This is a genomic window from Citrobacter freundii complex sp. CFNIH4 (assembly GCF_002934505.1).
GTDB classification, from domain to species: Bacteria; Pseudomonadota; Gammaproteobacteria; order Enterobacterales; family Enterobacteriaceae; genus Citrobacter; species Citrobacter freundii.
Window position 1 is genome coordinate 2,890,294 of sequence record NZ_CP026231.1, and the last position, 25,575, is coordinate 2,915,868.

Sequence of the window (25,575 nt, forward strand, 5' to 3'; positions counted from 1 at the left end):
GCAGCAAGCACAATTGCCTGATGGCGGCTAACGCCTTATCAGGCCTACTCAAGCTATACCATCACGCCCACTGGCGCATACGCTGATGCAGCGTCAACGACGGTTTCTCCGCAAACAGTTGCTGGTAGTCGGTAGCAAACTGCCCTAAATGCCAGAATCCCCACTGCATGGCGGCGTCTTTCACCGTCGCACTCTGCGACCACGGGCTTATCAACTCACGGCGCACGGCGTTCAGGCGAATACGTTTCAACCAGGCATTGGGGCCAATACCGAGGATCGCGTGAAAGGCGTTTTGCAACGTCCGGCGGCTAACGTGCAGTTGATTGCATAAGTCGAGCACAGTCAGCGGCTCTGACGTATTTTCCAGTACATATTCGCGCGCACGCGACAGCAAGCGACGATAGCTCTGATGGCTGATGCTCTCCGCAGTCATAATCGGCTGCGCTTCTTCCAGCATAGTCCCCATCGCCAGCAGCAGGTTATCGCCCAACACTTTGCGTACCGCAGGTTGGCGAAGGTTTTCCGGGTTTTCGCTAAACGTCGCCAGCGCCTGCTGCACAAAGCCCCATAGCGCGGCTTTGTGTTGTTCTTTCACTTCCAGCGCCGACTGGTTGCGCAGCATATGCAACACCCTTTCCGGGTTATGCAGGAAGTTGGCCTGACGAGCAATGGCCTCTTCAGAAATGACGACACCCAGAATGGTGTAGTCATCCGGCGTACTTAGTTCAAACTCCGTCCCGCCTGGGCGGGTGGCAATTTCAGCGTTACCCAAACACTGAGTACCAATAAATCCCTGCTCGCCGCGCGTGGCCGGAATGCCAAACCAAAATGAGTTTGGCCAGACAAGGCATGACTGACGCAGCGCCAGTCCGGTGTATTCACGGAACACCTGAATATCATCGAGCAGGATTTCCGTGAACTCGCCATGAAATTTTCCCGGATGCAGCTGGTCGTAGATCTGCTGCCAGGCTGTAATCGTCAGCGCGTGCTCATACACATCCGTTGTTCGCCGTTGATGAACGTTGTCCACTTCCACTTTCGGCGTCAATTTAACGTCTTCGGGTAATACTTCATGATAAAGATGGTGCAAGTTTGCAGTACGGTTCTTTTTCATGATCTTTTAAGCCGGAAGCTTCAACGAAGCCCCCGGCCCTCCGACAGGTTAATTTTTTAAGCGATAGCGACTACTGCGTTTACGCAACGCTCCGTCAGAAAAGAGCTGTTCCAGCGCATTTCTGGCTTCATCAAGTGACCAGCCAAAGTGGGCAGCCACTTCCCCTGCCGTCATTCCTTGACGGACCGATGTTAACAGCGCCAGCAATTCATCAGAGGATTCAGATGACACAGGTGCTTCCTGCGTCTTCTCTGGGGCCACATCTGACTTCACTTCAGGCTTCTGCTCTGGTTTCTTCGGTTCTGGTTTCTTCGGCTGGCGTTTAAAACCGCCGATCAGCCACTGGGTGTCATCGTCCGGCCGGCCTATTTCCTTACGGCTGATAACACGGCCTGTACGCGCTGCAGCTGCACTGCCAGCATCCAGCGCTGCTCGGCATGCCGCCAGATCGCCTTCCACCACCAGCGTCAGCCGACCAGGATCGAGCACTTCGTGGCTAAGCAGGCGCACATTCGCGGCTTTCAGCATGGCATCGGCCGCGTCCACGGCAGCCACCATGCCATCCACTTCCAGTAATCCCAGTGCATTGATCATCACTACCTCTCTTACGCGCGCTGGATTGGATTACGGGCAATATCCAGAACGGCATCGGCAAAGGCGTTACATGCGGCTTTACAAGCGGCCTGGCTACCGGTCAAAAACGCTGCTGAATAGTTGGTTTCTGACGGCGGTGGTACATAGGTTACCAGTTGTACATCGGCAGATTTCAGCGCGGCATCAATACCAAATGTCGCTTCCAGCGGCGGTGCTACCAGATACGCCATCGGATCGCCCAGTCGGCATCCCGCGGTCGCGGAAAGATACGAACCGGTACGCGAAACCACATGCGCCAGGAAGGCGGTATCTTCTGCGTCATTCGCCCACTGGAATGCCGCACCGCTTTCAATATTGGCCACCATCGCGTCCAGACCCGCGCGAACTTCGGCCGGGTTTGGTCCACCGAGCATAATCAGCACTTCGCCCGAGGTTGGAGAGGGACTGTGCGCCGCACCGGCATACAGCGAGCGGCCATAAACCACTTCCACCATCGCCTGTTTTGTCGCTTCATCTGCGGCAATATACGCCACGTCATCAGAGTCTGCTGTGATGAGTCCGAGGCTACGTATATGTGGCGGTAATTTAAGTTCGCGGGCAAAACCGTCATTTACCGAGGCAATCACACGCATCGCGGTGACTGAAGGTCTAATCAAATCTAATGCTGGCATGATGCCTCCTTAACGGGTCATATTGATGCCGGATGCTTTTTGCTCCAGCATGCGCTTGGCCAAATCCACAATCACCGCCGCCGCTTCAACCGGTGGCGTACCGCCCTGGTGAATGTTCGAGATGCAGGTACGGTCAGCCTCAACGGTGGTTGCCACACGCGGCGAATAGACGGCGTAGCAAGAAAGACTTTCCGACTGGCCGAGGCCCGGACGTTCACCAACCAGCAGGATCACCGCTTTTGCACCCAGCAGTTCGCCGATCTGATCTTCAATTTTCACGCGCCCATAGCGAACAAAGAACGGCGTCCCGACCTTCAATCCGGCCTGTTTTAAACCCGACAACAGCGGCGGCAGGATCTCTTCGTAGTTGGCGGTGATGGCGTCAGTAGACAGGCCATCAGAAATAATCACCTGCACATCCGGATTCATTACACACTGTGATTTCAGTGCTTCAATGGCTTCCGCACTCAGACGACGTCCCATGTCCGGGCGCGTCAGATACAGGTTTTTGTCGCTGATTTCCGAGCGCACTTCCAGTAGTCCCTGGGCTTTTACCCACTCTTCCGGCACTTCTTTCAATACCGTATCTTTCGAACGCGAGTGGTCAGCAAGGAAGCGCAGCAGCGCCTGGGTACGCGGACGTGGACCGGCACGACCGGTACATACACGCGCAGCGGTGCTACGGCGCAGTTCGGTCAATACCTCTGCACGATGCGGATTCTCAACGCCAATCCACGCTTTCGCTTCAGCTGAACCTAAGTCCATCGCACAGCTTTCACCGGTCGGCGCGGCGCACTGCGTAGTGCTACATTTCACTTCCGCTGATGGCGCTTGAACCTGCGGCTCTCCCATTGACGCCATTACGCTGCGTACAATTTCTTCAATCTGTTTTTGATCCATCGTGTGTCATCCCCGCGTCATCAGAAGAACAGTGACGGATCGCCCGCCCGTTTGGTCAGGCGACCGTTTGCCATAATGCCCATGGTTTCCAGCCAGCGTTCAAACTCCGGCGACGGGCGCAGGTTCAGCAACTGGCGCACGGTCGCGGTGTCGTGGAAGGCGGTGGTCTGGTAGTTGAGCATGATGTCGTCACCGAGCGGCATGCCCATGATGTAGTTGCAGCCAGCGGTGGCGAGCAGAATCATCAGGTTTTCGTTGAGGTTCTGGTCAGCATCAGCATGGTTGGTGTAGCAGCAGTCGCAGCCCATTGAGATGCCGCTCAGCTTGCCCATGAAGTGATCTTCTAAGCCCGCGCGAATAATCTGACGATCGTTGTAGAGATATTCCGGCCCGATAAAGCCCACCACGGTGTTCACCAGGAACGGATCGTAGTGACGCGCCAGCCCGTAGTTACGCGCTTCCATCGTCACCTGATCGGCACCAAAGTTAGCGCCAGCGGAGAGCGCAGACCCTTGCCCGGTTTCAAAGTACAGGCAGTTTTCCCCGGCGATACGGTTGAACTCAGCACCCACTGCACGCGCTTCATCCAGCATGGCCAGCTCAACGCCAAACTCTTTCAAGCCTTTTTCGCTACCGCAGATACTTTGGAAAATCAGCCCGCCCGGCGCACCGCGACGAATTGCTTCAATCTGGGTGGTGACGTGCGCCAGTACGCAGCCCTGGGTCGGAATATTGAACTTGTCGATAACGCCATACACGGTATCGAGCACGCGGCTTAAGTTTTCCACGTCATCTGTGACCGGGTTGACACCGATCACCGCATCGCCCGCTCCGAAGGACAGTCCTTCATAGATTTGCGCCGCAATACTCTGTACATCGTCACGGGTATCGTTCGGCTGCAAACGGCAGCTAAAGGTGCCCGGTAAACCGATGGTGGTGTTCGCCTTTTTGATCACCGGCATTTTCTTACCGCCGTAGATCAGGTCCGCGTTAGAGCAGATTTTTGCTACCGCAGCGACCACTTCCGACGTTAACCCTTTACGCGTAAACGCAATATCATCAACAGAGGTTTCATCGCTCAGCACGTACTCGCGCAGCTCGCTGATACTCCAGTTTTTGATGCGGTTATAGGCCGTTTCGTTGACGTCATCCTGAATCAGACGCGTCACGCAGTCCTCTTCATAGGAAATCACCGGGTTATTACGGATATCCGCTACCGTCATTTCCGACAGCACCTGCTTGGCCGCCACGCGTTCCTGCGAACTGGTTGCAGCGACACCTGCCAGCACATCCCCCGAACGCAGTTCGTTGGCTTTTGCCAGCACCTCTTTAACATCCTTAAACTGATAAACATTGCCGAACAATGTGGTCTTTAGTTTCATAAGTCGTTCCCTCAGGAAGGAAATGCGAGTGATTTCACCGTCACCGGCACAACCGATCCGCCAAAAAGAGGCGTACCAATGTCGATATAGTCCCCCGCCCGGACAACCACCTCATCGATGACCGCCAGCGGGTGTTGCTGTAACTGTGGGCGTAACAGCATGCCCAGGGCCTTACCAAAATCCTGCTCGGCTACCACCAGCAGGGGATGCGGATTCGGATAGCGCGCGACAAAGGCCAGCAGCGCATCAATCACCGTTAACAGCGCGGCGTAGCGCACCGGCAGAGAAGCGGGCAGCGCCAGCACGTAGGCGTCCGTTTGTGGGTCCAGATCGAGCTGCATTAGCGCCTGTTGCCAGGCGGCCACCAGATCAGCCTCATCAACCGGAATCGCCACTGGCAGATTACGCAGCGGAAGCGCCACACCCTCCAGCCAGATAGTGCTGCCCGAAAGCGATAGCGTATGCGCACCGGCGCCAATCACCGTGGCGCGCACGGTTTGCGCCGGGAACTGCACGTTCATCTCACGCAGGCGCGGATGTTCATGCAGCGCCGTCGCTAACAGCGGCCCAATGTCGGAAAAACAGAACGGATCGGCAGGTTGGTTGCGGTAGCACTCGCCCACCCCGCCGGACAACGTAATCACTTCCGGCTTCACGCCCGCCGGTAACAGAGCGGTTTGCATCAGCGCCTGTGCCAGCGGTGAAAGCGTGCCGTCAATCACCTCCACAATCAGCGCCGCCATCCGTCGGGCCACCTGAACAAGCTGCGCCGCATTGAGGGTTCGGGCATCAGCGCCTGGACCAAATACGTCATCCACAATCATTTGTCCCGGCTGATGCGCATGCACCACGCGCCCCTGACCGTCCGTTTCCAGTAGCCGTCCGCCGACGTTCAGACAGGCCGATCCGCTGACTTTTCCGGCATCGAACAGAACGTAGTTCGACGTACCGCCGCCGATGTCGATATTCAGTACGCGGCACAACTTCTGCTCGGACAGGGTTTGTGCCCCCGCACCGTGACCAGCAATCACCGATTCCAGATGCGGACCGGCGCTGGCAACCACGAAATCCCCCAGCGACTGGGAGAGCGCCATCACCGCCGGGCGCGCGTTGCGCGTTTTGGCACTTTCCCCGGTAATGATGATCGCGCCGGAATCAACCGTTTCCGGCGCAATGCCCGCCGCCTGATACTGGGCGAGGATCAGTGCTTTCAGTTCGGCCTCTTTCAACCCGCCCTGCTTATCAACGGGGGTAAAGAACACCGGGCTTTGCCAGCTAATTTCGCGTTTGATGAATTCGTAGCGCGGCACCTGCGACACTGCCGCACGGTTGACCAGCTCAAGGCGTGAGAAGATCACCTGAGTGGTGGTGGTGCCGATATCGATACCGACGCTGAGTAGCTGGCGAGTATTCACGATTGCGCCTCCGGATTGGTTTCTGCTGGTGCCGGAACATCTTCGTCTTTCGGTACTAACAGCATAGCCACGCCAATCGCCGTCACGCCGCCGATCAGCTTGCCGACAATCATCGGGAAGATCATGGCGTTCATGTTGGCAGCGGCGAAACCTAAGTGGTCACCCAGAGCGAAGGCCGCGGAAACCGCAAAGGCGCAGTTGATCACTTTGCCGCGGGTATCCATGTTTTTCATCATGCCGAACATTGGGATGTTGTTGGCAAGCGTTGCCACCATACCCGCAGCAGCAATGTTATTGACTTTTAACAGGTTGCCGACGCTCATCAGCGGTTTTTCAAACCAGCGGGTCAGCAGCAGCACCATCGGGTAGGCACCCAGCAGCACACAGGAGATAGAACCGATAACTTCGATGGCGCGCATCACTTCACCCGGCTTGTCGCCTGGCGCCATGAAAATAGGATCAAGACCTGGGATCAGCTCCCAGCCGAGCAGGAACTTGATGACTGCCGCAGCCAGACCGAGGGTGATCAGCGCTACCAGGAACTTGGCGAAGATCTGGAAGCCGTTGATCATTTTTTCCGGGATGAATTTCAGTCCCAGCGCCACCAGCACGGCTACGATCAGCACCGGGATCATGTTCATCAGGATCAGCGCGAAGGTGAACTCCACAGGCTGACCGTTGATTTCCACGCCGGAGTACATCGCCACCAGACCACCCGCAATACAGCCAATCGGAATGGTGACAATACCGGCCAGCACGCCCAGCGCCAGATAACGACGGTCAGACGGTTCAATAATTCCCAGCGCAACCGGAATGGAGAACACCAGCGTCGGCCCCATCATCGCGCCGAGAATCAGGCCAGAGTACAACCACGCCGCCACATCGCCGCCCGCCAGCTCTTTCGCCAGGAAGAAGCCGCCCATATCGCACGCCAGCAGCGTTCCGGCAAACATCGACGGGTTCGCGCCCAGCATTTCATACAGCGGAATAATTACCGGCCCGAGCACATGCGCCAGTACCGGCGCCAGCGCGGTCATACCGACCATCGCCAGACCCAGCGCGCCCATTGCCATAAAGCCTTCTTCAAACTGACCGCCCGATCCCTCAATGCTCTTACCGAACTTACCGAGGAAGCGCGCCGAACCGCCGAACTGCGACAGGATCCTGTCCACGGCGGCAATCAGCATAAAGAACATCATGATGTACATGATGATTTCGTTAATTCCCATAGCCCCTACTCCCTGTCATTTGTGATTTGTAGGCCGGATAAGACGTTTACGTCGCCTCCGGCATTAACGCCGTGTTATTGCCGGATGGCGGTGCAAGCACCTTATCCGGCCTACAGGCATTACCCGGCAGCCGCGTACAGGTCGATAATCTGTTCCTGCGTGGCGATGCGTGGGTTACTGCGAATACAAATATCCTCCAGCGCGGCGTGTGCCCATGCGCTGTAATGCTCGGGTTTTGCTCCAACGTCTGAGAGTCGTTTGGTCTGGCCCACTTCGCTAATCAACTCGCTGACCGCGTTGATAGCATCACGATCGTCCGATTTCTTGTTGGTTAACGCGCGTCCGATATGGCTGAAGCGCTCACGACACACCATGCGGTTGAACCCCATTACCGTAGGAAGCAGCATGGCGTTAGCCTGTCCGTGTGGGATATGCAACGTCGCTCCCGGCTGGTGCGCCATCGCATGGCACAGGCCCAGCCCTGCGCTGGAAAACGCCATCCCGGCCATACAGGAAGCCAGCAGCATGCTTTCGCGCGCCGCCAGATCCTGACCGTAGCCGACGGCCTTCGGCAGCGATTTACCTATCATCGCAATCGCGCCAATCGCCAGACTGTCGGTAAATGGCGTCGCGTTCAGCGCGCTATACGCTTCAACGGCGTGCGTCAGTGCATCAATCCCGGTCATTGCCGTTACATGTGCAGGCACGCCTTCCGTCAATGCAGCGTCCAGGATCGCCACATCCGGCATCAGGGTTGCGTGGGCCAGCACTTTTTTGAGTCCAGTCGCGGCGTCGATTATTACCGTGACGTTGGTGGTTTCTGAGCCCGTTCCGGCGGTAGTCGGTACGGCAATCAGCGGCAGACGTGGGCGTAACGCGCTGCGCTCGTCCATGTCTGCCAGCGTCTGAGTGGGGTTGGTCACCAGCAACGCCACTGCCTTGGCGGCATCCAGTACGGAGCCACCACCAAAGGCCACAACGCCATCGCACTTCGATTCACGCAATTGCGCGACCGCCGCGCAGACGTCCGTAATACACGGTTCGCCTACCGGACATGGCCACAGCGTCATCGCCACGCCTTTCATCGCCAGACTGCGTTCCAGCGCGGCGGTCATCCCCGCCTGATGCAGGAAGCTGTCCACCATGACGAACATATGCGTCAATCCGCGCGTTTGTGCTTCCTGTCCGCAAGTACTGAGCGCTCCCAGCCCACAAAGGGTGACCGGTGGAACGCTAAACGTTTTTACGCGTTGCAGATTCAGGGTATCGAATGCCTGAAAGAGCGCGGTCTGCAATTCAGCTTGCATAGATTCCTTCCGCTTTTTCTTTTCCGCTGTTGGCAATCGCCAGCGGGGTCATAAACAGGCTGTGCTGGGGTAAATGCACCTGCAGTTCCGGGAAACGCTTACGGAACAGCTCATCAACGCCCGGCTGCATGCAGGAACCACCGGCCAGCCATAAATCGGTAACGCCCTGACCCGCAATATGATGAGCCACGATTTCCGCCATTTTTTCGTAAACAGGCTTCACCACCGGCCAGATTTCTTTGCCATTGCTACGCTTGTACTGCTCGGCTTCTTCTAACTGGATACGACGGTTCCCGGCCAGCGTCAGAGAGATATGATGCCCACCGGTTGCTTCATCAGCGGAGTAGGTCACCTTGCCTTGTTTAACGATCGCAATCCCGGTAGTGCCACCACCAATATCCACCACGCCGGCGTTATCGAGCTGCAACAGATCCGCCACCGCTGTCGGTTCGTCGAGCACATGGCTCACTTCAAGCCCGGCAGACTCCAGCACGTTAATAGAGATGCGAGGGTCAGTTCCCGGTGGAAATGAGGTTGCCGCATGGGTAAAGCGGCAACCCAGCTGTTGTTCGAGCGTATCGAGATGGCGACGAACGATGGTCACCGCACCAAAGAAATCCCAGACGATGCCATCGCGCACGACATCGGCCCAGTCCAGGCAAACCGCGACCGGCTGTCCGTCACTGTCCACAACCATCGACACCACATCACACGTTCCCAAATCAATGCCCAACCACAGCGGTGAATCGCTCTTTGTGGGCGTCTGGTTACATAGCGTTGCCGCTTTTAGCAGTCTGGGTGTCAACCAACGTTGTTCGTCGTGCGCCATCTCATTTACTCCTTATACAATTCTGAAGGCGTCTACCAACACACAGCGACGCAGACGCACAAACGTACGCGCACTGGTCACCCCTTCCCCGGTTGGTGTGGTAATGGTCATCGTGGTCCAGCCTTCACCGCCCAGTCCAAGACCGGCAATGCACGGTCCGTTCTTAACGAAGATGCTGGTATCAATGGCGTTTGCCATACGGTTCATGTTGTCGATATTGCGCGAGTGCATCGCCGCCGTATGGTGGCAACCGCCTTCAAGCTTGACCGCCAGTTCAATGGCTTCATCGACGTTAGCGACCCGCACGACTGGTAGAACCGGCATCATCAGTTCGGTGACGGCAAACGGATGCCTCGCGGAGGTTTCGACGAATAACAGACGGGTTTGATCCGGTACGTTCAGACCAATCGCCGCAGCGATTTTGCCTGCGTCACGACCTACCCAGTCACGACTGACCGTGCCTTTACCGCGCTCATCGATATTTTTCAGCAGCACCGGCTGCAGCTGTTCTGCCTGGGCCGTGGTGAGTTTCACCGCATGCTGGCTTTCCATCAGACGCATCAGTTCATCAGCGACGCTATCGACCACGATCAGCACTTTTTCGTCAGCGCAGATGATGTTGTTGTCAAACGATGCGCCTTTGACTACCGACTGCGCCGCGCGTGCCAGGTCAGCCGTTTCATCAACCACCACCGGCGGATTACCTGCGCCAGCGGCAATCAAACGTTTGTTGGTGTGCTTACGCGCGGCATCTACTACGGCTTCACCACCGGTCACCACCAGCAGGCCGATACCAGGGTACTTGAACAGACGTTGGGCAGTCTCGATATCTGGGTTGGCAACCGTCACCAACAGGTTTGCCGGACCGCCTGCGGCAACTACCGCCTGGTTAAGCAGAGTGATAGCGCGCTGAGAGACTTTTTTCGCCGCCGGATGCGGTGCGAAAACCACGCTGTTACCAGCGGCAATCAGGCTGATGGCGTTGTTAATAACGGTCGCGGCCGGGTTGGTGGATGGGGTTACCGAGGCCACCACGCCCCACGGCGCGTTTTCAATCAGCGTCAGACCGTTATCGCCGGTCAGAACCTGTGGAGACAGGCATTCCACACCCGGAGTGCCGCGCGCCTGCGCCACGTTTTTGGCAAATTTATCTTCGACGCGTCCCATGCCGGTTTCAGTGACGGCAAGTTCCGCTAATTCTCTGGCGTGCTTTTCGCCCGCCTCACGTAGCGCCGTGATAGCCAGTTGGCGCATAGCGACGCTTTTCAGCCCCTGCTGGGCCAGTTTTGCTGCCGCCACTGCGTCATCCAGGGAGGCAAAAACGCCCATTTCTTGAACGGCACTGACGGGTTGGCTGCTGTCTTTCATTTTCAGCAGTACCGCTTTCACGACCTGTTCAATATCCTGTTGATTCATGATTTTCTGCCTTATTTATGGAAGATCACCTGACCACCTGCCACCACTTCATCGACAATGCCAATCACGCACAGATCGACAGGCGATGATTCATTCCGGTGCGCCTGACGGGCGGAGCTTCCGCTGACCAGCAGCACCCACTCTCCGGTTCCCGCCCCGATGCTGTCGATAGCAACAGCACATTGCCCGTCGGGATTTCCCTGGGCGTCAATCATTTCCACCATCAGCAACTTGTCGTGCGCGAGCCCCTGATGGCGTACGGTACAAACAATTTGTCCTGTAACGATTGCCAGTTTCATACGCGCCTCCGTGGCATATTTCAGGTAAAACCTCCCCCTACCCTCCGCAGAAGGTAATGTGAAAAGGAGAGAGGGTGACGCCAGCAATGAAGTCTGTGGCGTCACATGGACGACTTACATGTCGTTGCTGTCGCCTTTAAAGCTGATCGGGAACACTTCTTCCAGATCGCCGTGCGGACGCGGGATCACGTGCACTGAAACCAGCTCGCCAATACGCTGTGCTGCCGCAGCACCTGCGTCCGTTGCAGCTTTACATGCCGCTACGTCGCCACGGACCATGGCAGTGACCAGACCGCCACCGATCTGCTTCACGCCAACCAGTTTCACACGTGCCGCTTTAACCATTGCGTCAGAAGCCTCAATCAGTGCAACCAGGCCCCGGGTTTCAATCATTCCTAATGCTTCCATTGTGTTTTCCTCTCATTAAGGGGTCCTGAACGGGACCTTATACAACCAGTGTGTGCGAGGCGTTTTCACGACTCATGTCAGTCTGGCGCGGCACTGCTGCCACCAACGCCAGTTCGATAATTTCCTGTACGCTACAGCCACGAGAGAGATCATGAAGCGGTGCGGCAAGCCCCTGAATCAATGGCCCTACTGCGCGATACCCTCCCAGACGCTGAGCGATTTTGTAGCCAATATTGCCCGCCTCCAGCGATGGGAAGACCATCACATTGGCATTGCCCTTTAACGGACTTGCTGGCGCTTTTTGCGCAGCGACATCCGGAACAAAGGCGGCATCAAATTGCAGTTCACCGTCCACGGTAAGCTGCGGGGCACGCTCACGAACGATCTCGGTCGCCTGCTGCACGTTAGCGACGTTAGGATGGCGAGCACTGCCATTACTTGAAAACGACAGCATGGCCACGCGCGGCTCTTCACCTGTGATCGCCTTCCAGGTTTCAGCGCTGGCGATGGCGATATCCGCCAGCTGTGCAGCAGTGGGCTGCGGCACAACGCTACAGTCTGCAAATCCTAATGACGGCCCGAGATACTGCGGCAGCATCAGGAAAATTGACGACAGCGTTTTGCAACCAGGCTGTAATCCAATAATGCGCAATCCTGCACGCAGCACGTTTGCCGTTGATGACAAGTTGCCCGCAATACACACATCGGCTTTACCGGCACTGACCATCGCGGCGGCAAACATCAGCGGATCGTTGAGCTTCTCCCGCGCATCCGGCGGCGTTTTTTCACCCGCACGCGCCAGCCAGCGCAGGGCAAACTCTTCACGCATCTGTACATTGCTTTGTGGATCAATAACCTGAATACCATCCATGGCTACGCGATGACTGAGCGCAAACTGGCGTAGCGCAAACGGGCTGGCGACGAGAATGGGGCGTGCCAGACCGTGCTGATGCAGGTAATTCGCCGCCTTCAGCACCCGGACATCCAGCGCATCCGGGAACACTACTCGTGCAGGTGAGCGTTGGGCGAGTTGACGAGCACGTTCAATGATCATTGCTTCTCCCCCAGTCTCTGTTGAATTTGACTAACCGTCAGCGGATGCTTTGCAACACTCAGAATCATCATCACGTAGACCGTACTGGAAAGGCGGTTGAGCGCCTGCATAATGTCCGGTCGTATAACCTCAAAACTGCGAGTGATGAATACCTGGGCCGCCACCGTCTCCGTTTCACGGACTTTGGTACGCAGCAGATTAAGTAACGCGCAATCACGTCCATGGCTGGCTTCAGGCACCAGATGGTCGTGGTCCAGATAGCGCAGCGGTTGATGCGAAAGACGGTGTAAATCTTCGTCACTTAAACCCACGACAGCTTGTGCTGCCAGCGGCTCATCCATGGCGTCTGCGCGCATAATATTGCCCAGGCGCGAGCGGATATCCGCCAGCCACGGCTGCCATGGTTCTGCCATCTCAATCTGCAACCACACGGCCAGGGCGATGGTGCTGTCCAGCGCGGCGCGAAATCCCAGCCGAGGGTCACTTTTGGCGACCATCTTGTCCGCCGTCAGATGCGTCAGGGTGTCCGGTTTCTTCGCCACCGGTTGATGGCACAGTTCGCAGCTGGCCTGTGGATGCGTATCACTGCTGGTTAACCCATGCACCGGCTGCGGCTGCTGTTCTTCGTCATCAATAAACAGGCTGCCCTGCTCGTCAATAAACTTAATGCGCAGATGTCGGCTTTCCAGTAATTCCCGGGCAGACGGCGTCAGGCGAGCGTCAGCGGGGAGATGAATTTCAGCCCCTTCGCTGAGCGTATGATTCGCTCTGAGCCATGCTTCGGTAATGAAATCCTTCATACATCCGCCTTAGCAGGACTGCCAGTTCGCAGGCCAGGCCACATACAGAAACTTCACCGTCGATGGCGTACCAAATTCGATGCTGGAGCCTTTCGGGATAAACATCACGTCCCCGGCTTTTGCAATCATGGTTTCGCCTTCGTGGCGAACATGCAGCTCTCCTTCCAGAATCATGTCGATTTCGTCGTAGTTCAGCGTCCATGGGAAAAAGGCGTTATCCCACTGCATAAACCCGGCGGCCATGCTGCTACCGTCCTGGTCGGTCACCAGATCGGTTAAGCCCACGCAGTGCGGCTGCGCGCCGTCAAAACGACCAAACTTCACGCTGCTGCCGTCGATGACTTTCACACCGCCTTTGCCGGTCACCGAGTTAAAGCTCGGCTGCATTCCGCCCTGCTCCAGCGACTGCTTTTCCTTCATGACTTTGTCCATCAACTGCGCGACCAGGCTTTCGGTAAACTGCCCTTCCGGTAACTGCGCAATGATGGTTTCGCGAATGCGCTGGCTTTCCGTTTTGCCATCAGTCACCGCAGCCGGAGCAGCAGCGACGGCGCCTGGCGCGGATTCATCGCATTCACTGATGGTAACGCCCAGCAGCTCCGCAACTTCGCGCGCCTCCGGGGTGATGATGCTGGCGCGCAGAACAACCGACATTTCCTGTTCGCCGCGTGCGTGGGCCGCACGAATATCGTTAGCTGTGATGAGTTTTTTCACCTGCCCTTTCCTCCTTTTGGCTGAGCTCAGTCAGATAATCCACCAGGTGCTGCACACTGCGCGGGTCATGGCTATTGAGCTCAAAAATCGGCTCCTGAAACCCCATCCCGCGAAGTAGTTGTCGCGTTGCGGCGACGTCGGCATCCGGCATGTCCGTTTTACTGATAACGGCGATTTGTCGTTTACTGGCACCGATATCCAACAGCCCGGCAGGTAAGCGACTTTCTTTATCATTTGCCGCGTGTATATAAATCAACGTATCAACATCCTGCAGCGTGGTAATTAAGGCGTGATACCAGCGCGGATGGCTAAAATATTCCCCTGGCGTATCGATATCGCCATTTTCATTAAACTCCACGGCCTGTGTTTTTCTGGCGAGGGAATAATTCCCCTGTAGCGCATTAAAGAGCGTTGTTTTCCCCGCCCCCACCGTACCGACAAACGCAATACGTTTCATCGCCGCCTCTGATTAACTTTTTGTCAGGTTGCACAAAGTGAAATTTAATAATCGACCCAGACCGCTTACCGTCTGTAATAACGCTTCTTCTACTGCGCCTACCGAGCCGTAGATCACCAGTGCGCCGCTGAATCTATCGAGAAAACCGATATGTACATCCGCCGCCTTCATGGCTAAGTCACCGGCAATCATCGCGGTTTCGCCTGGCGTCAGCGTCATGATGCCGATAGCGCCCGCTTCGGGAACGCCGATCTTTTTCGCTAATTCCTCGCCGGGGTGCGCAATGAGATGCGCCAGCGTGACCTGTTTCCCCGGCACAAATTCCTGAATAATGCGTTCTTTTTCCATTGCTCACCGCCTCCGCTAAAACTGCCCTTATCGTAGCAATTTTTTGTCAGAGTAAATAACAAAATTCGGCAACCAGGTTTAAAAGGTGAAGTAGATCACTAAGAAAGGGAAAATAAAAAGGCGCGAGAGAAACCCGCGCCGGAAATTAATTAAAGTGAAATTACAGCGGCTGCGTTTGGGCTTCTACAACCGCCAGCGCCACCATATTAACGATACGACGAACAGAGGCGATCGGCGTTAATACATGAACAGGTTTCGCAACCCCCATCAGCACCGGGCCAACCGTTACGCCTTCAGAACTGGAAACGCGTAGTAAGTTGTAACTAATACGGGCCGCTTCCATATTCGGCATCACCAGAATATTCGCTGAGCCTTTCAGCGGACTGTCCGGCATGCGGTCATTACGGATACTTTCCACCAGCGCGGCGTCGCCGTGCATTTCGCCGTCAATCATCAACTCTGGCGCGCGCGCCTTAATCAGCTCCCGCGCTTCGCGCATTTTGCTGGCCGACGGGCAGTCAGAGGAACCAAAGTTGGAGTGCGACAGCAACGCCACCTTCGGTTCAATACCAAAGCGACGCACAGTCTCTGCCGCCATCACAGCGATTTCCGCCAGTTGCTCAGGCGTAGGATCGTCGTTGACGTAAGTATCGGCGATAAAAGTGTTACCACTTGGCAGCAGCAAGGCGTTCATCGCCCCAGCAGTATGCACGCCGTCACGATGGCCAAACACCTCTTTCACCACGCTGAAGTGCTCATGGTAGTCACCAATCGTACCGCAGATCATCGCATCCGCTTCGCCACGCTGCACCATGATTGCACCGATCACCGTAGTGTTGGCAATCACCGCACGCTGCGCCTGCTCCTGGGTGATCCCACGGCGCTTCATAATCTGGTAGTACTCGCTCCAGTACTCTTTAAAGCGTGGATCGGATTCGTTGTTGACGATCTCAAAATCGACGCCCGCTTTGATCTGCAGCCCCAGTTTCTGGATACGCATTTCAATAACGCTCGGACGACCGATCAGGATTGGTTTTGCCAGTCCTAAAGTAATCAGCTCCTGAGTAGCATGCAGTACACGCGCTTCTTCCCCTTCCGTCAGCACCACACGCTTCGGCGCTTTGCGTGCCAGGGAGAAAATTGGCTTCATGAACAGGTTGGTTTTGTAGACGAATTCAGTCAGCTTATCGATGTAAGCGTCAAAGTCGGCAATCGGACGCGTGGCCACACCAGAGTCCATCGCTGCTTTCGCCACAGCAGGGGCGATTTTGACGATCAGACGCGGGTCGAACGGTTTCGGAATGATGTATTCCGGGCCGAAGCTCAGGTCCTGATCGCCATAAGCAGAGGCCACCACTTCACTCTGCTCGGCATGCGCCAGCTCAGCAATTGCGTGCACCGCCGCCAGTTTCATCTCTTCGTTGATGGCCGTTGCACCGACATCCAGCGCACCGCGGAAGATGAACGGGAAGCACAGGACGTTGTTAACCTGGTTCGGGTAGTCTGAACGGCCAGTACAAATGATTGCGTCGGAACGCACCTCTTTTGCCAACGGCGGCAGGATTTCCGGTTCCGGGTTAGCGAGTGCCAGAATCATTGGCGCACGCGCCATCTTCTTAACCATTTCCTGCGTCAGCACTTTCGGACCGGAGCAACCGAGGAAAATATCTGCGCCGTCAATGACATCATCCAGCGTACGCTTACCGTCATCCACCACCGCATAAGCCGCTTTGGTTTCCGCCATGTTCGGTTCGCGGTCTTTGTAAATCACGCCTTTGGAGTCACAGACCACAATATTGTGTTTCTGCATACCCAGCGCTACCAGCAGGTTCATACAGGCAATCGCCGCCGCGCCTGCGCCAGACACCACCATGCGCACGTCGGAGATATTTTTCTCAACCACCCGCAGACCGTTCAGAATTGCGGCAGTACTGATGATTGCTGTACCGTGCTGGTCATCGTGGAAGACCGGAATATTCATGCGTTCGCGCAGCTTTTGCTCAATGTAGAAGCACTCCGGCGCTTTGATATCTTCGAGGTTGATACCGCCAAACGTGGGTTCCAGGGCCGCAACCACATTGATAAATTTATCCGGATCGAGTTCATCGACTTCAATGTCGAACACGTCGATCCCGGCGAATTTCTTAAACAGAACGCCTTTACCTTCCATCACCGGTTTGCCGGCCAGTGCGCCAATATTGCCCAGGCCCAGCACCGCCGTACCGTTGGAAATAACCGCAACCAGGTTGCCGCGCGCGGTGTATTTGTAGGCTGCCAGCGGGTCCTTTTCAATTTCAAGACACGGTGCAGCCACGCCCGGCGAGTAGGCCAGCGCCAGGTCGCGCTGCGTTGCCAGAGGCTTGGTCGGAGAAACCTGGATTTTGCCGGGTACCGGAAATTCGTGGAAATCGAGGGCGCTTTGTTTTAACTGGTCATCCATCTTGTTGTTCCTTTCACGTATCTATCAAAAAAGTGGCGCGGGTAACCATTCTACTGAGCCGCACATTATCACCTCAGTCAACGGCACAAACTTTGAAGGTCCCCAAACTCTCACCATTCAAAGAAAGAATTTGTTATCAATTTATAACAGCCATGTTACCTGCTTAATCCAGCAATACCATGCCTGTCTGCTATGCTTTTTGCTGACAACGCCCGCAATTTTCCCAAAAGTGTGAATCACAACACGCATCTAACACTTTACTTTTCAAGGAGTATTTCCTATGACCCGTAAAGAGCTTGCCAATGCCATTCGTGCGCTGAGTATGGATGCCGTCCAAAAAGCTAACTCCGGCCACCCAGGAGCACCAATGGGGATGGCCGATATCGCCGAAGTGCTGTGGAACGATTTTCTACGCCATAACCCGACCGATCCCACCTGGTACGATCGTGACCGGTTTATTCTGTCCAACGGCCACGCCTCAATGCTGCTTTACAGCCTATTGCATCTTTCCGGTTACGACCTGCCGATCGAAGAATTAAAGAACTTCCGTCAGCTCCATTCGAAGACGCCAGGTCACCCGGAAATTGGCTACACGCCGGGCGTGGAAACCACCACCGGACCGCTGGGCCAGGGTTTGGCCAACGCCGTCGGCATGGCCATTGCCGAGCGCACGCTGGCAGCGCAGTTTAACCAGCCGGACCATGAGATTGTTAACCACTTTACCTGGGTCTTTATGGGCGACGGCTGTCTGATGGAGGGTATTTCACACGAGGCTTGTTCGCTGGCGGGCACGCTGGGGCTTGGCAAACTCATCGGCTTCTACGATCACAACGGCATCTCAATTGATGGCGAAACCGACGGCTGGTTTACCGACGATACTGCAAAACGCTTTGAGGCTTACCACTGGCATGTAGTGCACGATATTGACGGTCATGACCCTGAGGCGGTGAAAAAAGCCATTCAGGAAGCGCAGGCTGTTACTGATAAACCGTCGCTGATTATCTGCCGCACGGTGATTGGTTTTGGCTCACCGAATAAAGCCGGGAAAGAGGAAGCGCACGGCGCTGCGCTGGGCGAAGAAGAGGTGGCGCTGACCCGGCAGAAACTGGGGTGGCATCATCCTGCTTTTGAAATCCCCAAAGAGATTTACCGGGCGTGGGACGCACGCGAGAAAGGCGAAAAAGCGCAACAGGGCTGGAAGGAGAAATTCGCAGCTTACGAACAAGCCTACCCGGAACTGGCGGCAGAGTTTACTCGCCGGATGAGCGGCGGACTGCCTAAGGAGTGGGAAGCAACAACCCAGAAATATATTACCGACCTGCAAGCCAACCCAGCCCAAATAGCCACCCGTAAAGCTTCGCAAAATACCCTGAACGCCTATGGGCCGATACTGCCAGAACTGCTCGGCGGCTCGGCTGATCTGGCACCCAGCAACCTGACCATCTGGAAAGGCTCCTCCTCTCTTAAAGAGGATCATGCAGGAAACTACATCCACTACGGCGTGCGGGAATTTGGCATGACCGCCATTGCCAATGGTATCGCGCACCACGGGGGCTTCGTACCGTACACCGCAACGTTCCTGATGTTTGTTGAATATGCCCGTAATGCCGCGCGCATGGCGGCGCTGATGAAAGCCCGACAAATCATGGTTTATACCCACGACTCGATTGGCCTGGGGGAAGATGGTCCCACGCACCAGGCCGTCGAACAACTCGCCAGCCTGCGCCTGACGCCTAATTTCAGTACCTGGCGACCATGCGATCAGGTTGAGGCGGCAGTAGGCTGGAAGCTGGCGGTCGAACGCCATGACGGGCCAACGGCGCTGATCCTCTCGCGGCAGAATCTGGCGCAGGTTGAGCGCACACCTGAGCAGGTGCAGCAAATTGCCCGCGGCGGCTATGTGCTGAAGGACGGCGGCGGTAAGCCGGATGTTATCCTGATTGCTACCGGTTCAGAAATGGAAATCACACTGCTGGCAGCGGAAAAACTGACCGGCGAAGGCCGTAACGTACGTGTAGTTTCTCTGCCTTCAACCGATATCTTCGACGCCCAGGATGAGACGTACCGGGAGTCGGTCCTGCCGGCAAACGTCAGCGCGCGCGTGGCGGTAGAAGCCGGTATTGCCGACTACTGGTACAAATATGTTGGGCTGAAAGGGGCGATTGTTGGGATGACGGGCTATGGGGAGTCGGCACCGGCAGACAAGCTGTTCCCGTTCTTCGGCTTTACGGTAGATAACATCGTCGACAAAGCACACAAGGTGCTTAACGTGTGATCCACAGCGTGGGCCAGGCGTCTGGCCCATGCCAGTTATCGCAGCTTGGCTCCTGGGCATAACGCACCAGACGAAAACGCTGACCATCGTAGCGCCAGCGGGTCTGGATCCCGCAATCTGCCATCCCTCGTCCTTTGGCGAGGGTTACCAACTCCCGCGACTTCTCGTCAAACGTAGCGTTGGTCAGCTCCATATCGCGACTTTCCGCATCCGTTTTAAAAGGCAGGCTTAACCGTACCGCGCGTGAAGTCAGCGGGGTTGTACGTGAAACCACCCACGCCAGATCGATAGTGTTATACGCTCCGGCCTCACAGCCAATCATCAGCAGCGCTTTATCATCCGTTAGGGCCGTGACGCGCATCTCGCGACGCAGCGGATCGATAGAGCAACGAATACCGTTGATTCGCCAGTTACCATAGTCCAGCAGTTCACTGCGCTCTTGCTGTGTGAGAGGCGTTGGTGTTGGGTTAATGACCGCTACGCCTTTCAGCGCGGGGGCAGGAGGTACACTGAGCGGAGGCTCGTTACCTTTTTCGATCCATGCGGTTTCGCTGCCAACCCGTTTTTGCTGGGCATCGATAAACAACAATGCGGCTTTTAGCCCGACCAGCGAAAGATTTTGCGCACCTTTTTGCAGGGTAATCGCCTTCGCGTCTTGTACGGTTTGTAAAAATGCGCTAATGGTGGCGGGATCATCGGTCATCAGTTGCCATGGGGTAACACGCCAGTGCTCGCCGCTCAGCGAGAGCGGCACACCATCCAACAACAGACGCGGCGCAATATCGCTCTCTTTGACGTTGGACGATTCCAGCCCGCCCAGCTCAATACGCAACACGGCGTCAGTATGTGCCCCGGCGCTGCGGCTCAAGGTCATGACCAGGCCGTGGTGCTCTCCGGTATTGCGCGCCACGCAAAAATTTTGGTTATTACACGTCACCTGCCAGTCAGAAAACGCCTGTTGCGCGGGCGCAGCCCAGAGCAATCGGGCTGGTAGCAACCAGAGCAGGAAAAGGAGAATAACGCGATAGCGCATGGACGGTACAACCCCGAAGTCAAAACACACAGCCTAAGCGGTATCTTCCTTGCGCGACTGATGTGGCTCAATAAGAATTGTCGGATTGGCCGTAAATTTGTAAAGAAATATAAATCCCACGCATTAGTCCATGAGATGGGACGACTGCAAATAGTTCAACAATAGCACCGTTTTACCGTCACGGATCTCACCCGTTTTGATCATTTCCAGCGCCTGGGTGAACGGCAGTTCCAGAACTTCAATATCTTCATCTTCCACACCGCCACCCGCGTTTGCTCGCTGGCTGTCACTGTATTGTGCAATGAAGAAGTGGATTATTTCCGTCACGCCGCCCGGCGACATGTATAACTCAAACAGTTTGCGCACTTCGCCTACTTCAAAGCCGGTCTCTTCAATGGCCTCTTTGCGAATGCACGCTTCCGGTTCGTCGTTATCCAACAGCCCGGCGCAGGTTTCAATCAGTTGACCATCTTCATTACCGTTGACCCAGGTGGCGACGCGGAACTGGCGAATTAAGACCACCGTTTTCTTCTCCGGGTTATACAGCAGGATTGTGGCACCGTTACCGCGATCGTAAACCTCGCGTTTATGACGAATCACCTCCCCAGTGCTACGGGTCAGGTCATAAGTGATATTGCGCAGGATGAAGTAGTTATCGGAGAGGACTTTATCTTTGATGAGGGTAATTTTTTGCGACATACCGGCTCCACAGCAAGAAGTGAGAAATAATACTACGCCGTGAAACCGGGTTTGTCTTGGAACAATGTAGGCCTGATAAGCAAAGCGCCATCAGGCATTCATGCGGCACATTGCCGGATGGCAACGCTAACGCGTTTTATCCGGCCTGGACGCCGATTAGTGAGATTTGACTGATTTTACGCCCAGCCAGTCGACGATCCCCTGGGCGGCGTGCCGCCCTTCCGCCATGGCCGTCACCACCAGGTCCGCACCGCGTACCGCGTCGCCACCGGCAAAGATTTTCGGGTTACTGGTTTGGTAACGGTATGCGCTTTCAACATCGGCGGCAATGCGCCCCCAGTTATCGACCTTAACGCCATGCGACTCCAGCCACGGCATGCCGTGTGGGTGAAAACCAAACGCCATGATCACCGCATCTGCGGGCATCACAAACTCACTCCCGGCGATGGGAACCGGGCGACGACGCCCCTGCGCATCAGGTTCGCCAAGTTGGGTACGTAAGAAACGCACGCCGCTGACTCGCCCATCGGCATGCAACACCAGCTCAACCGGCTGGACGTTAAACTCGAAGTTTGCCCCCTCTTCCCGGGCGTTCTTCACCTCTTTTTTCGAACCCGGCATGTTGGCTTCATCACGACGATAGGCGCAGGTTACCTGGCTTGCACCGTGGCGCAGCGCGGTACGTACACAGTCCATGGCCGTATCGCCTCCGCCCAGAACCACCACGTTCAGTCCGGCGGTATCGATAAACGGCTCTTCAGGCAACTCATCCAGCCCCATCACCTGCTTGGTGTTGGCAATCAGGAACGGTAGCGCGTCATACACGCCTGGCGCGTCTTCATTTGGCAGGTCCGCCTTCATGGAACGATAGGTTCCCACCCCCACGAACACGGCATCGTAATCCTCCAGCAACTTTTCAAGTGCGACGTCCTTACCCACTTCACAGTTAAGTTCGAAATGAATCCCCATAGCGCTGAAGATTTCACGGCGACGCGTCAGCAGCGATTTGTCCAGTTTGAAGGCCGGAATACCGAATGTCAGCAAACCGCCAATTTCAGGATGGCGATCGTAAACGGTGGCACTGATACCGCTACGCGCCAGCACATCCGCGCAGGCCAGACCCGCCGGACCCGCGCCGATAATGGCAACACGCTTGTCCACTTTCTGCACATGGCTTAAGTCCGGTCGCCACCCTTTACTCAGCGCCCGATCGGAGATGTAACGCTCAATATTACCGATGGTGACTGCGCCATGCTCACTACGCACCGTGCATGCCCCTTCGCAGAGTCGATCCTGCGGGCATACACGCCCGGTCACCTCCGGCAAGCAGTTGGTTTGATGTGAAAGCTCAACCGCGGCATCGATGTTTCCGGCTTTGACCAGCTCAATCCACTGCGGAATGTGGTTATGCAATGGACAGGTCCATTCGCAAATACTGTGGTCGCCGCATTTCAGGCAGCGAGAGGCTTCCCGCTCCGCCTGCGCCGTACGAAACGGCAGATAGATCTCTTCAAAGCTGGTTTTCCGGGCATCAATCGCCAGTTTATCCGGTTCACCACGCGCAGGCGTCGCCTGCATTTGCTCACGTTTGGTGATGACATGTGGAACAAAATCGGTAGTGCTGGCGTGCCATGGCTGGCTTTCCAGACTTGCGGTACGCAGCCTGCGCGCTTTTGACAGACCGGTAAGCGAATTTTCCGTCACCAACTGTAACGCCTGCGCCGGGCAGTTCTCTACGCAGGCGGGCCCCTGTTCACGCCCCTGGCACAGATCGCATTTGTGCGCGGTGGCTTTCACCTTCCCTTTGGCGACGGGAGTGAGTACGATCTGCATCGTGCCGAAAGGACAGGCAACGACGCACGATTTACAGCCAATGCACTTTTGCGGGTTCACCTGAACGCTGTCGTTATCATGGCTAATTGCCCCATTTTGGCAACTTCTGGCGCAGGGTGCATCTTCGCAGTGGTGACAGGTCACCGCGCTGCGCTGCTGCTGATGTTTAATGACGGTAATTCGGGGCTGAAAATGCCGTTGGCTCAGGACATGCTGTTCGCCATTGTGAGCCATGACGCAAGCGACCTCACAGGCATGGCATCCCAGGCACTGCTGGCTATTGACCATAATAAAACGATTCATGGCTTCCTTCTTTTTTGGTTGCAAAAACCTTATTCTTTATAAGAGTGTTATTAACCGACACGGAAGGAAGCGGCAATGTTCATTTGCCCAGGAAGCACAACTATTTATGCAGAACCTGTGGCAGATCAATTTATTTCATCGCATATGAAATTGTGTTTCAGTTACCATCCAGTTTCATGGCGTTTTATTAACCTTTATCAAATACACCGCATCGTTCACGCTGTTTTCAGGCGCGACGTGTATTGTGTGAGGATGCACAAGTGACGGTAAAGCGTCCGGTCTCGGCCAGTCTGGCTAAAGCTTTTTTCTACATAGTGCTGCTGTCAATTCTCTCAACAGGTATTGCGCTGCTCACGCTGACCAGCAGCTTGCGAGATGCCGAAGCCATCAACGTTGCTGGCTCATTGCGCATGCAAAGCTACCGTCTGGGTTACGATCTGCAAAGCCAGAGCTCGCAGCTTAACGCCCACCGCCAGCTTTTCCAGCAGGCGCTAAACGCACCGGCATTACAGAATCTGAATGCGTGGTATGTGCCACAAGCGGTAAAAAGCCGCTATGGACGTCTGCATGCTAACTGGCTGGAAATGAATGCCCGCCTGATCGACGGCGATTTAAAATGGTATCAGGCCAATATCAACAACTACGTCGATCAAATCGATCTCTTCGTGCTGGCGTTGCAACATTATGCCGAGCGTAAAGTCATGCTGGTATTTGGCATCTCGCTGGCGGGCGGGATCGGCATATTCACCCTCGTCTTCTTTACCCTGCGGCGCATTCGCCAGCAGGTGGTGCGTCCGCTGAATAAACTGGTGATGGCCAGTCAGCAAATTGAACACGGTCAGTTTAATATCCCACCGCTGGATACCGGTTTGCCCAATGAACTGGGGTTGCTGGGCAAAACGTTTAGCCAGATGTCGAGTGAATTACACAAGCTGTATCGCTCGCTGGAAGCGTCTGTTGCCGAGAAAACTCACGATCTCCATGAAGCCAATCGCCGTCTGGAGGTGTTGTATCAGTGCTCCCAGGCGTTAAATACCAGCCAGATTGACGTGCACTGCTTCCGCCATATTTTACAGATCGTCCGCGAACATGACGCCGCGTATTTCCTTGAGCTCACCGTCGGTGATAACTGGCGGATTAGCGAAGGGACTAAAAGCCTGGAGCTGCCGATGCAGATCCTGCCGGTCACTATGCAGGAAACCGTCTACGGCGAACTGCACTGGCAAAGTCCAAACGTCAATGCTTCTACTCCGCTGCTTAACAGCGTTTCCTCAATGCTGGGACGCGGGTTGTACTTCAACCAGGCACAAAAACATTTTCAGCAACTGTTGTTAATGGAGGAGCGAGCGACGATTGCACGCGAACTGCACGACTCGCTGGCACAGGTGCTCTCTTATTTACGCATTCAGTTGACGCTGCTGAAGCGTTCAATTCCGGAAGATAACGCCCCAGCGCAAAGCATCATGGCGGATTTCTCCCAGGCGCTGAACGATGCCTACCGTCAGCTACGCGAACTGCTCACCACCTTCCGTCTGACCTTACAACAGGCAGACTTACCCTCCGCCCTGCATGAAATGCTGGAAACGCTGCAAAATCAAACCTCAGCTAAACTCACACTCGACTGTCGGTTACCCACGCTGGCGTTGGATGCGCAAATGCAAGTGCACCTGTTGCAGATCATCCGCGAAGCGGTGCTGAACGCCATTAAGCATGCCAGTGCGAGCGAAATTGCCGTCAGTTGCGTAACGGCTCCGGACGGCAACCACACGGTTTATATCCGCGATAACGGCATCGGCATTGGCGAGCCGCATGAGCCTACAGGGCACTATGGACTAAATATTATGCGTGAGCGGGCGGAAAGACTAAGCGGCACGTTGACCTTCTCTCAACCTTCCGGAGGAGGAACGTTGGTAAGCATCAGTTTCCGATCGGCTGAATCAGACAGTTATCTAACGTAAAGAACCGCAAAGCGCCGTCGGGTCTGGATCCTGGCCTGACGGCGTTGGCACGAAAGGTATGCTGTAAACGGGCATGATAATTTACATTATCTTCTTT

The 25,575-nt window shown here is 55.6% G+C and carries 23 protein-coding genes; 2 read left to right on the forward strand and 21 right to left on the reverse strand.

What is annotated here, in order from left to right; translation table 11 throughout:
- Positions 1 to 61: 61 nt before the first annotated feature.
- From eutR to maeB, 18 genes are all read right to left on the reverse strand, one after another.
- Positions 62 to 1,114, reverse strand: a complete 1,053-nt coding sequence (eutR, locus tag C2U41_RS14940; RefSeq protein ID WP_103849025.1) for an HTH-type transcriptional regulator EutR — start codon at positions 1,112 to 1,114, stop codon at positions 62 to 64.
- Between the two features lie 48 nt (positions 1,115 to 1,162).
- The gene (locus C2U41_RS14945; protein WP_003838538.1) at positions 1,163 to 1,708 is read right to left on the reverse strand and encodes an ethanolamine utilization microcompartment protein EutK; all 546 of its coding nucleotides are present in this window, start codon (positions 1,706 to 1,708) and stop codon (positions 1,163 to 1,165) included.
- Between the two features lie 11 nt (positions 1,709 to 1,719).
- Complete coding sequence (gene eutL, locus C2U41_RS14950) at positions 1,720 to 2,379, reverse strand: ethanolamine utilization microcompartment protein EutL (protein ID WP_003838537.1); 660 nt, start codon at positions 2,377 to 2,379, stop codon at positions 1,720 to 1,722.
- Positions 2,380 to 2,388: 9 nt separating this feature from the next.
- Positions 2,389 to 3,279: an ethanolamine ammonia-lyase subunit EutC gene (gene eutC / locus C2U41_RS14955; RefSeq protein WP_003038033.1), complete on the reverse strand. Its 891-nt coding sequence runs from the start codon at positions 3,277 to 3,279 to the stop codon at positions 2,389 to 2,391.
- 20 nt (positions 3,280 to 3,299) lie between these two features.
- A complete protein-coding gene (eutB, locus tag C2U41_RS14960; RefSeq protein WP_003038029.1) occupies positions 3,300 to 4,661 on the reverse strand; it encodes an ethanolamine ammonia-lyase subunit alpha in 1,362 nt (453 codons plus the stop codon).
- An 11-nt stretch (positions 4,662 to 4,672) separates the two neighbouring features.
- On the reverse strand, positions 4,673 to 6,076 hold the full coding sequence (gene eutA, locus C2U41_RS14965) for an ethanolamine ammonia-lyase reactivating factor EutA (protein ID WP_032937830.1): 1,404 nt from the start codon (positions 6,074 to 6,076) through the stop codon (positions 4,673 to 4,675).
- Entirely contained in the window at positions 6,073 to 7,305 is a 1,233-nt protein-coding gene (gene eutH / locus C2U41_RS14970; protein ID WP_003038023.1) for an ethanolamine utilization protein EutH, read from the reverse strand. Before eutH ends, eutA begins: the two co-directional genes overlap by 4 nt.
- 119 nt (positions 7,306 to 7,424) lie before the next feature.
- On the reverse strand, positions 7,425 to 8,612 hold the full coding sequence (gene eutG / locus C2U41_RS14975; protein ID WP_032937832.1) for an ethanolamine utilization ethanol dehydrogenase EutG: 1,188 nt from the start codon (positions 8,610 to 8,612) through the stop codon (positions 7,425 to 7,427).
- The gene (gene eutJ / locus C2U41_RS14980; RefSeq protein ID WP_003838530.1) at positions 8,602 to 9,441 is read right to left on the reverse strand and encodes an ethanolamine utilization protein EutJ; all 840 of its coding nucleotides are present in this window, start codon (positions 9,439 to 9,441) and stop codon (positions 8,602 to 8,604) included. The genes eutG and eutJ overlap by 11 nt, the downstream gene beginning before the upstream one ends.
- 12 nt (positions 9,442 to 9,453) lie before the next feature.
- Positions 9,454 to 10,857, reverse strand: coding sequence for an aldehyde dehydrogenase family protein (locus tag C2U41_RS14985; protein WP_032937835.1), 1,404 nt, complete (start codon positions 10,855 to 10,857; stop codon positions 9,454 to 9,456).
- An 11-nt stretch (positions 10,858 to 10,868) separates the two neighbouring features.
- The gene (gene eutN, locus C2U41_RS14990; protein ID WP_003038011.1) at positions 10,869 to 11,156 is read right to left on the reverse strand and encodes an ethanolamine utilization microcompartment protein EutN; all 288 of its coding nucleotides are present in this window, start codon (positions 11,154 to 11,156) and stop codon (positions 10,869 to 10,871) included.
- A 114-nt stretch (positions 11,157 to 11,270) separates the two neighbouring features.
- Complete coding sequence (eutM, locus tag C2U41_RS14995) at positions 11,271 to 11,564, reverse strand: ethanolamine utilization microcompartment protein EutM (RefSeq protein WP_003835054.1); 294 nt, start codon at positions 11,562 to 11,564, stop codon at positions 11,271 to 11,273.
- Positions 11,565 to 11,601: 37 nt separating this feature from the next.
- Positions 11,602 to 12,618 carry a phosphate acetyltransferase gene (pta, locus tag C2U41_RS15000; protein ID WP_016150739.1) on the reverse strand — a complete coding sequence of 339 codons (1,017 nt, stop codon included), beginning with the start codon at positions 12,616 to 12,618 and terminating at the stop codon, positions 11,602 to 11,604.
- Positions 12,615 to 13,418, reverse strand: a complete 804-nt coding sequence (gene eutT / locus C2U41_RS15005) for an ethanolamine utilization cob(I)yrinic acid a,c-diamide adenosyltransferase EutT (RefSeq protein WP_003838524.1) — start codon at positions 13,416 to 13,418, stop codon at positions 12,615 to 12,617. The genes pta and eutT overlap by 4 nt, the downstream gene beginning before the upstream one ends.
- Before the next feature lie 9 nt (positions 13,419 to 13,427).
- Positions 13,428 to 14,132 carry an ethanolamine utilization acetate kinase EutQ gene (eutQ, locus tag C2U41_RS15010; protein WP_003847253.1) on the reverse strand — a complete coding sequence of 235 codons (705 nt, stop codon included), beginning with the start codon at positions 14,130 to 14,132 and terminating at the stop codon, positions 13,428 to 13,430.
- Entirely contained in the window at positions 14,110 to 14,589 is a 480-nt protein-coding gene (gene eutP / locus C2U41_RS15015; RefSeq protein ID WP_003037998.1) for an ethanolamine utilization acetate kinase EutP, read from the reverse strand. The genes eutQ and eutP overlap by 23 nt, the downstream gene beginning before the upstream one ends.
- Before the next feature lie 12 nt (positions 14,590 to 14,601).
- A complete protein-coding gene (gene eutS / locus C2U41_RS15020; protein WP_003037995.1) occupies positions 14,602 to 14,937 on the reverse strand; it encodes an ethanolamine utilization microcompartment protein EutS in 336 nt (111 codons plus the stop codon).
- 160 nt (positions 14,938 to 15,097) lie between these two features.
- Entirely contained in the window at positions 15,098 to 17,377 is a 2,280-nt protein-coding gene (gene maeB, locus C2U41_RS15025; protein WP_103849024.1) for an NADP-dependent oxaloacetate-decarboxylating malate dehydrogenase, read from the reverse strand.
- Positions 17,378 to 17,657: 280 nt separating this feature from the next.
- On the opposite strand from maeB, the gene tkt reads away from it, so the two are divergent.
- Complete coding sequence (tkt, locus tag C2U41_RS15035; RefSeq protein ID WP_103849023.1) at positions 17,658 to 19,652, forward strand: transketolase; 1,995 nt, start codon at positions 17,658 to 17,660, stop codon at positions 19,650 to 19,652.
- Here tkt and C2U41_RS15040 read toward each other — a convergent pair.
- The 3 genes from C2U41_RS15040 to aegA form a co-directional block, all read right to left on the reverse strand.
- Positions 19,642 to 20,685, reverse strand: a complete 1,044-nt coding sequence (locus tag C2U41_RS15040) for a DUF1176 domain-containing protein (protein WP_103849038.1) — start codon at positions 20,683 to 20,685, stop codon at positions 19,642 to 19,644. The two genes, tkt and C2U41_RS15040, sit on opposite strands and share 11 nt — an antisense overlap.
- Before the next feature lie 123 nt (positions 20,686 to 20,808).
- Positions 20,809 to 21,384 carry a GDP-mannose pyrophosphatase NudK gene (gene nudK, locus C2U41_RS15045; protein WP_003838513.1) on the reverse strand — a complete coding sequence of 192 codons (576 nt, stop codon included), beginning with the start codon at positions 21,382 to 21,384 and terminating at the stop codon, positions 20,809 to 20,811.
- 156 nt (positions 21,385 to 21,540) lie between these two features.
- Positions 21,541 to 23,520 (reverse strand): formate-dependent uric acid utilization protein AegA, encoded by a 1,980-nt coding sequence (gene aegA / locus C2U41_RS15050; RefSeq protein ID WP_103849022.1) that lies wholly within the window; start codon positions 23,518 to 23,520, stop codon positions 21,541 to 21,543.
- Between the two features lie 260 nt (positions 23,521 to 23,780).
- Between aegA and narQ the strand changes: the two genes are divergently transcribed.
- Positions 23,781 to 25,478 carry a nitrate/nitrite two-component system sensor histidine kinase NarQ gene (gene narQ, locus C2U41_RS15055; protein ID WP_103849021.1) on the forward strand — a complete coding sequence of 566 codons (1,698 nt, stop codon included), beginning with the start codon at positions 23,781 to 23,783 and terminating at the stop codon, positions 25,476 to 25,478.
- Positions 25,479 to 25,575: the final 97 nt, after the last annotated feature.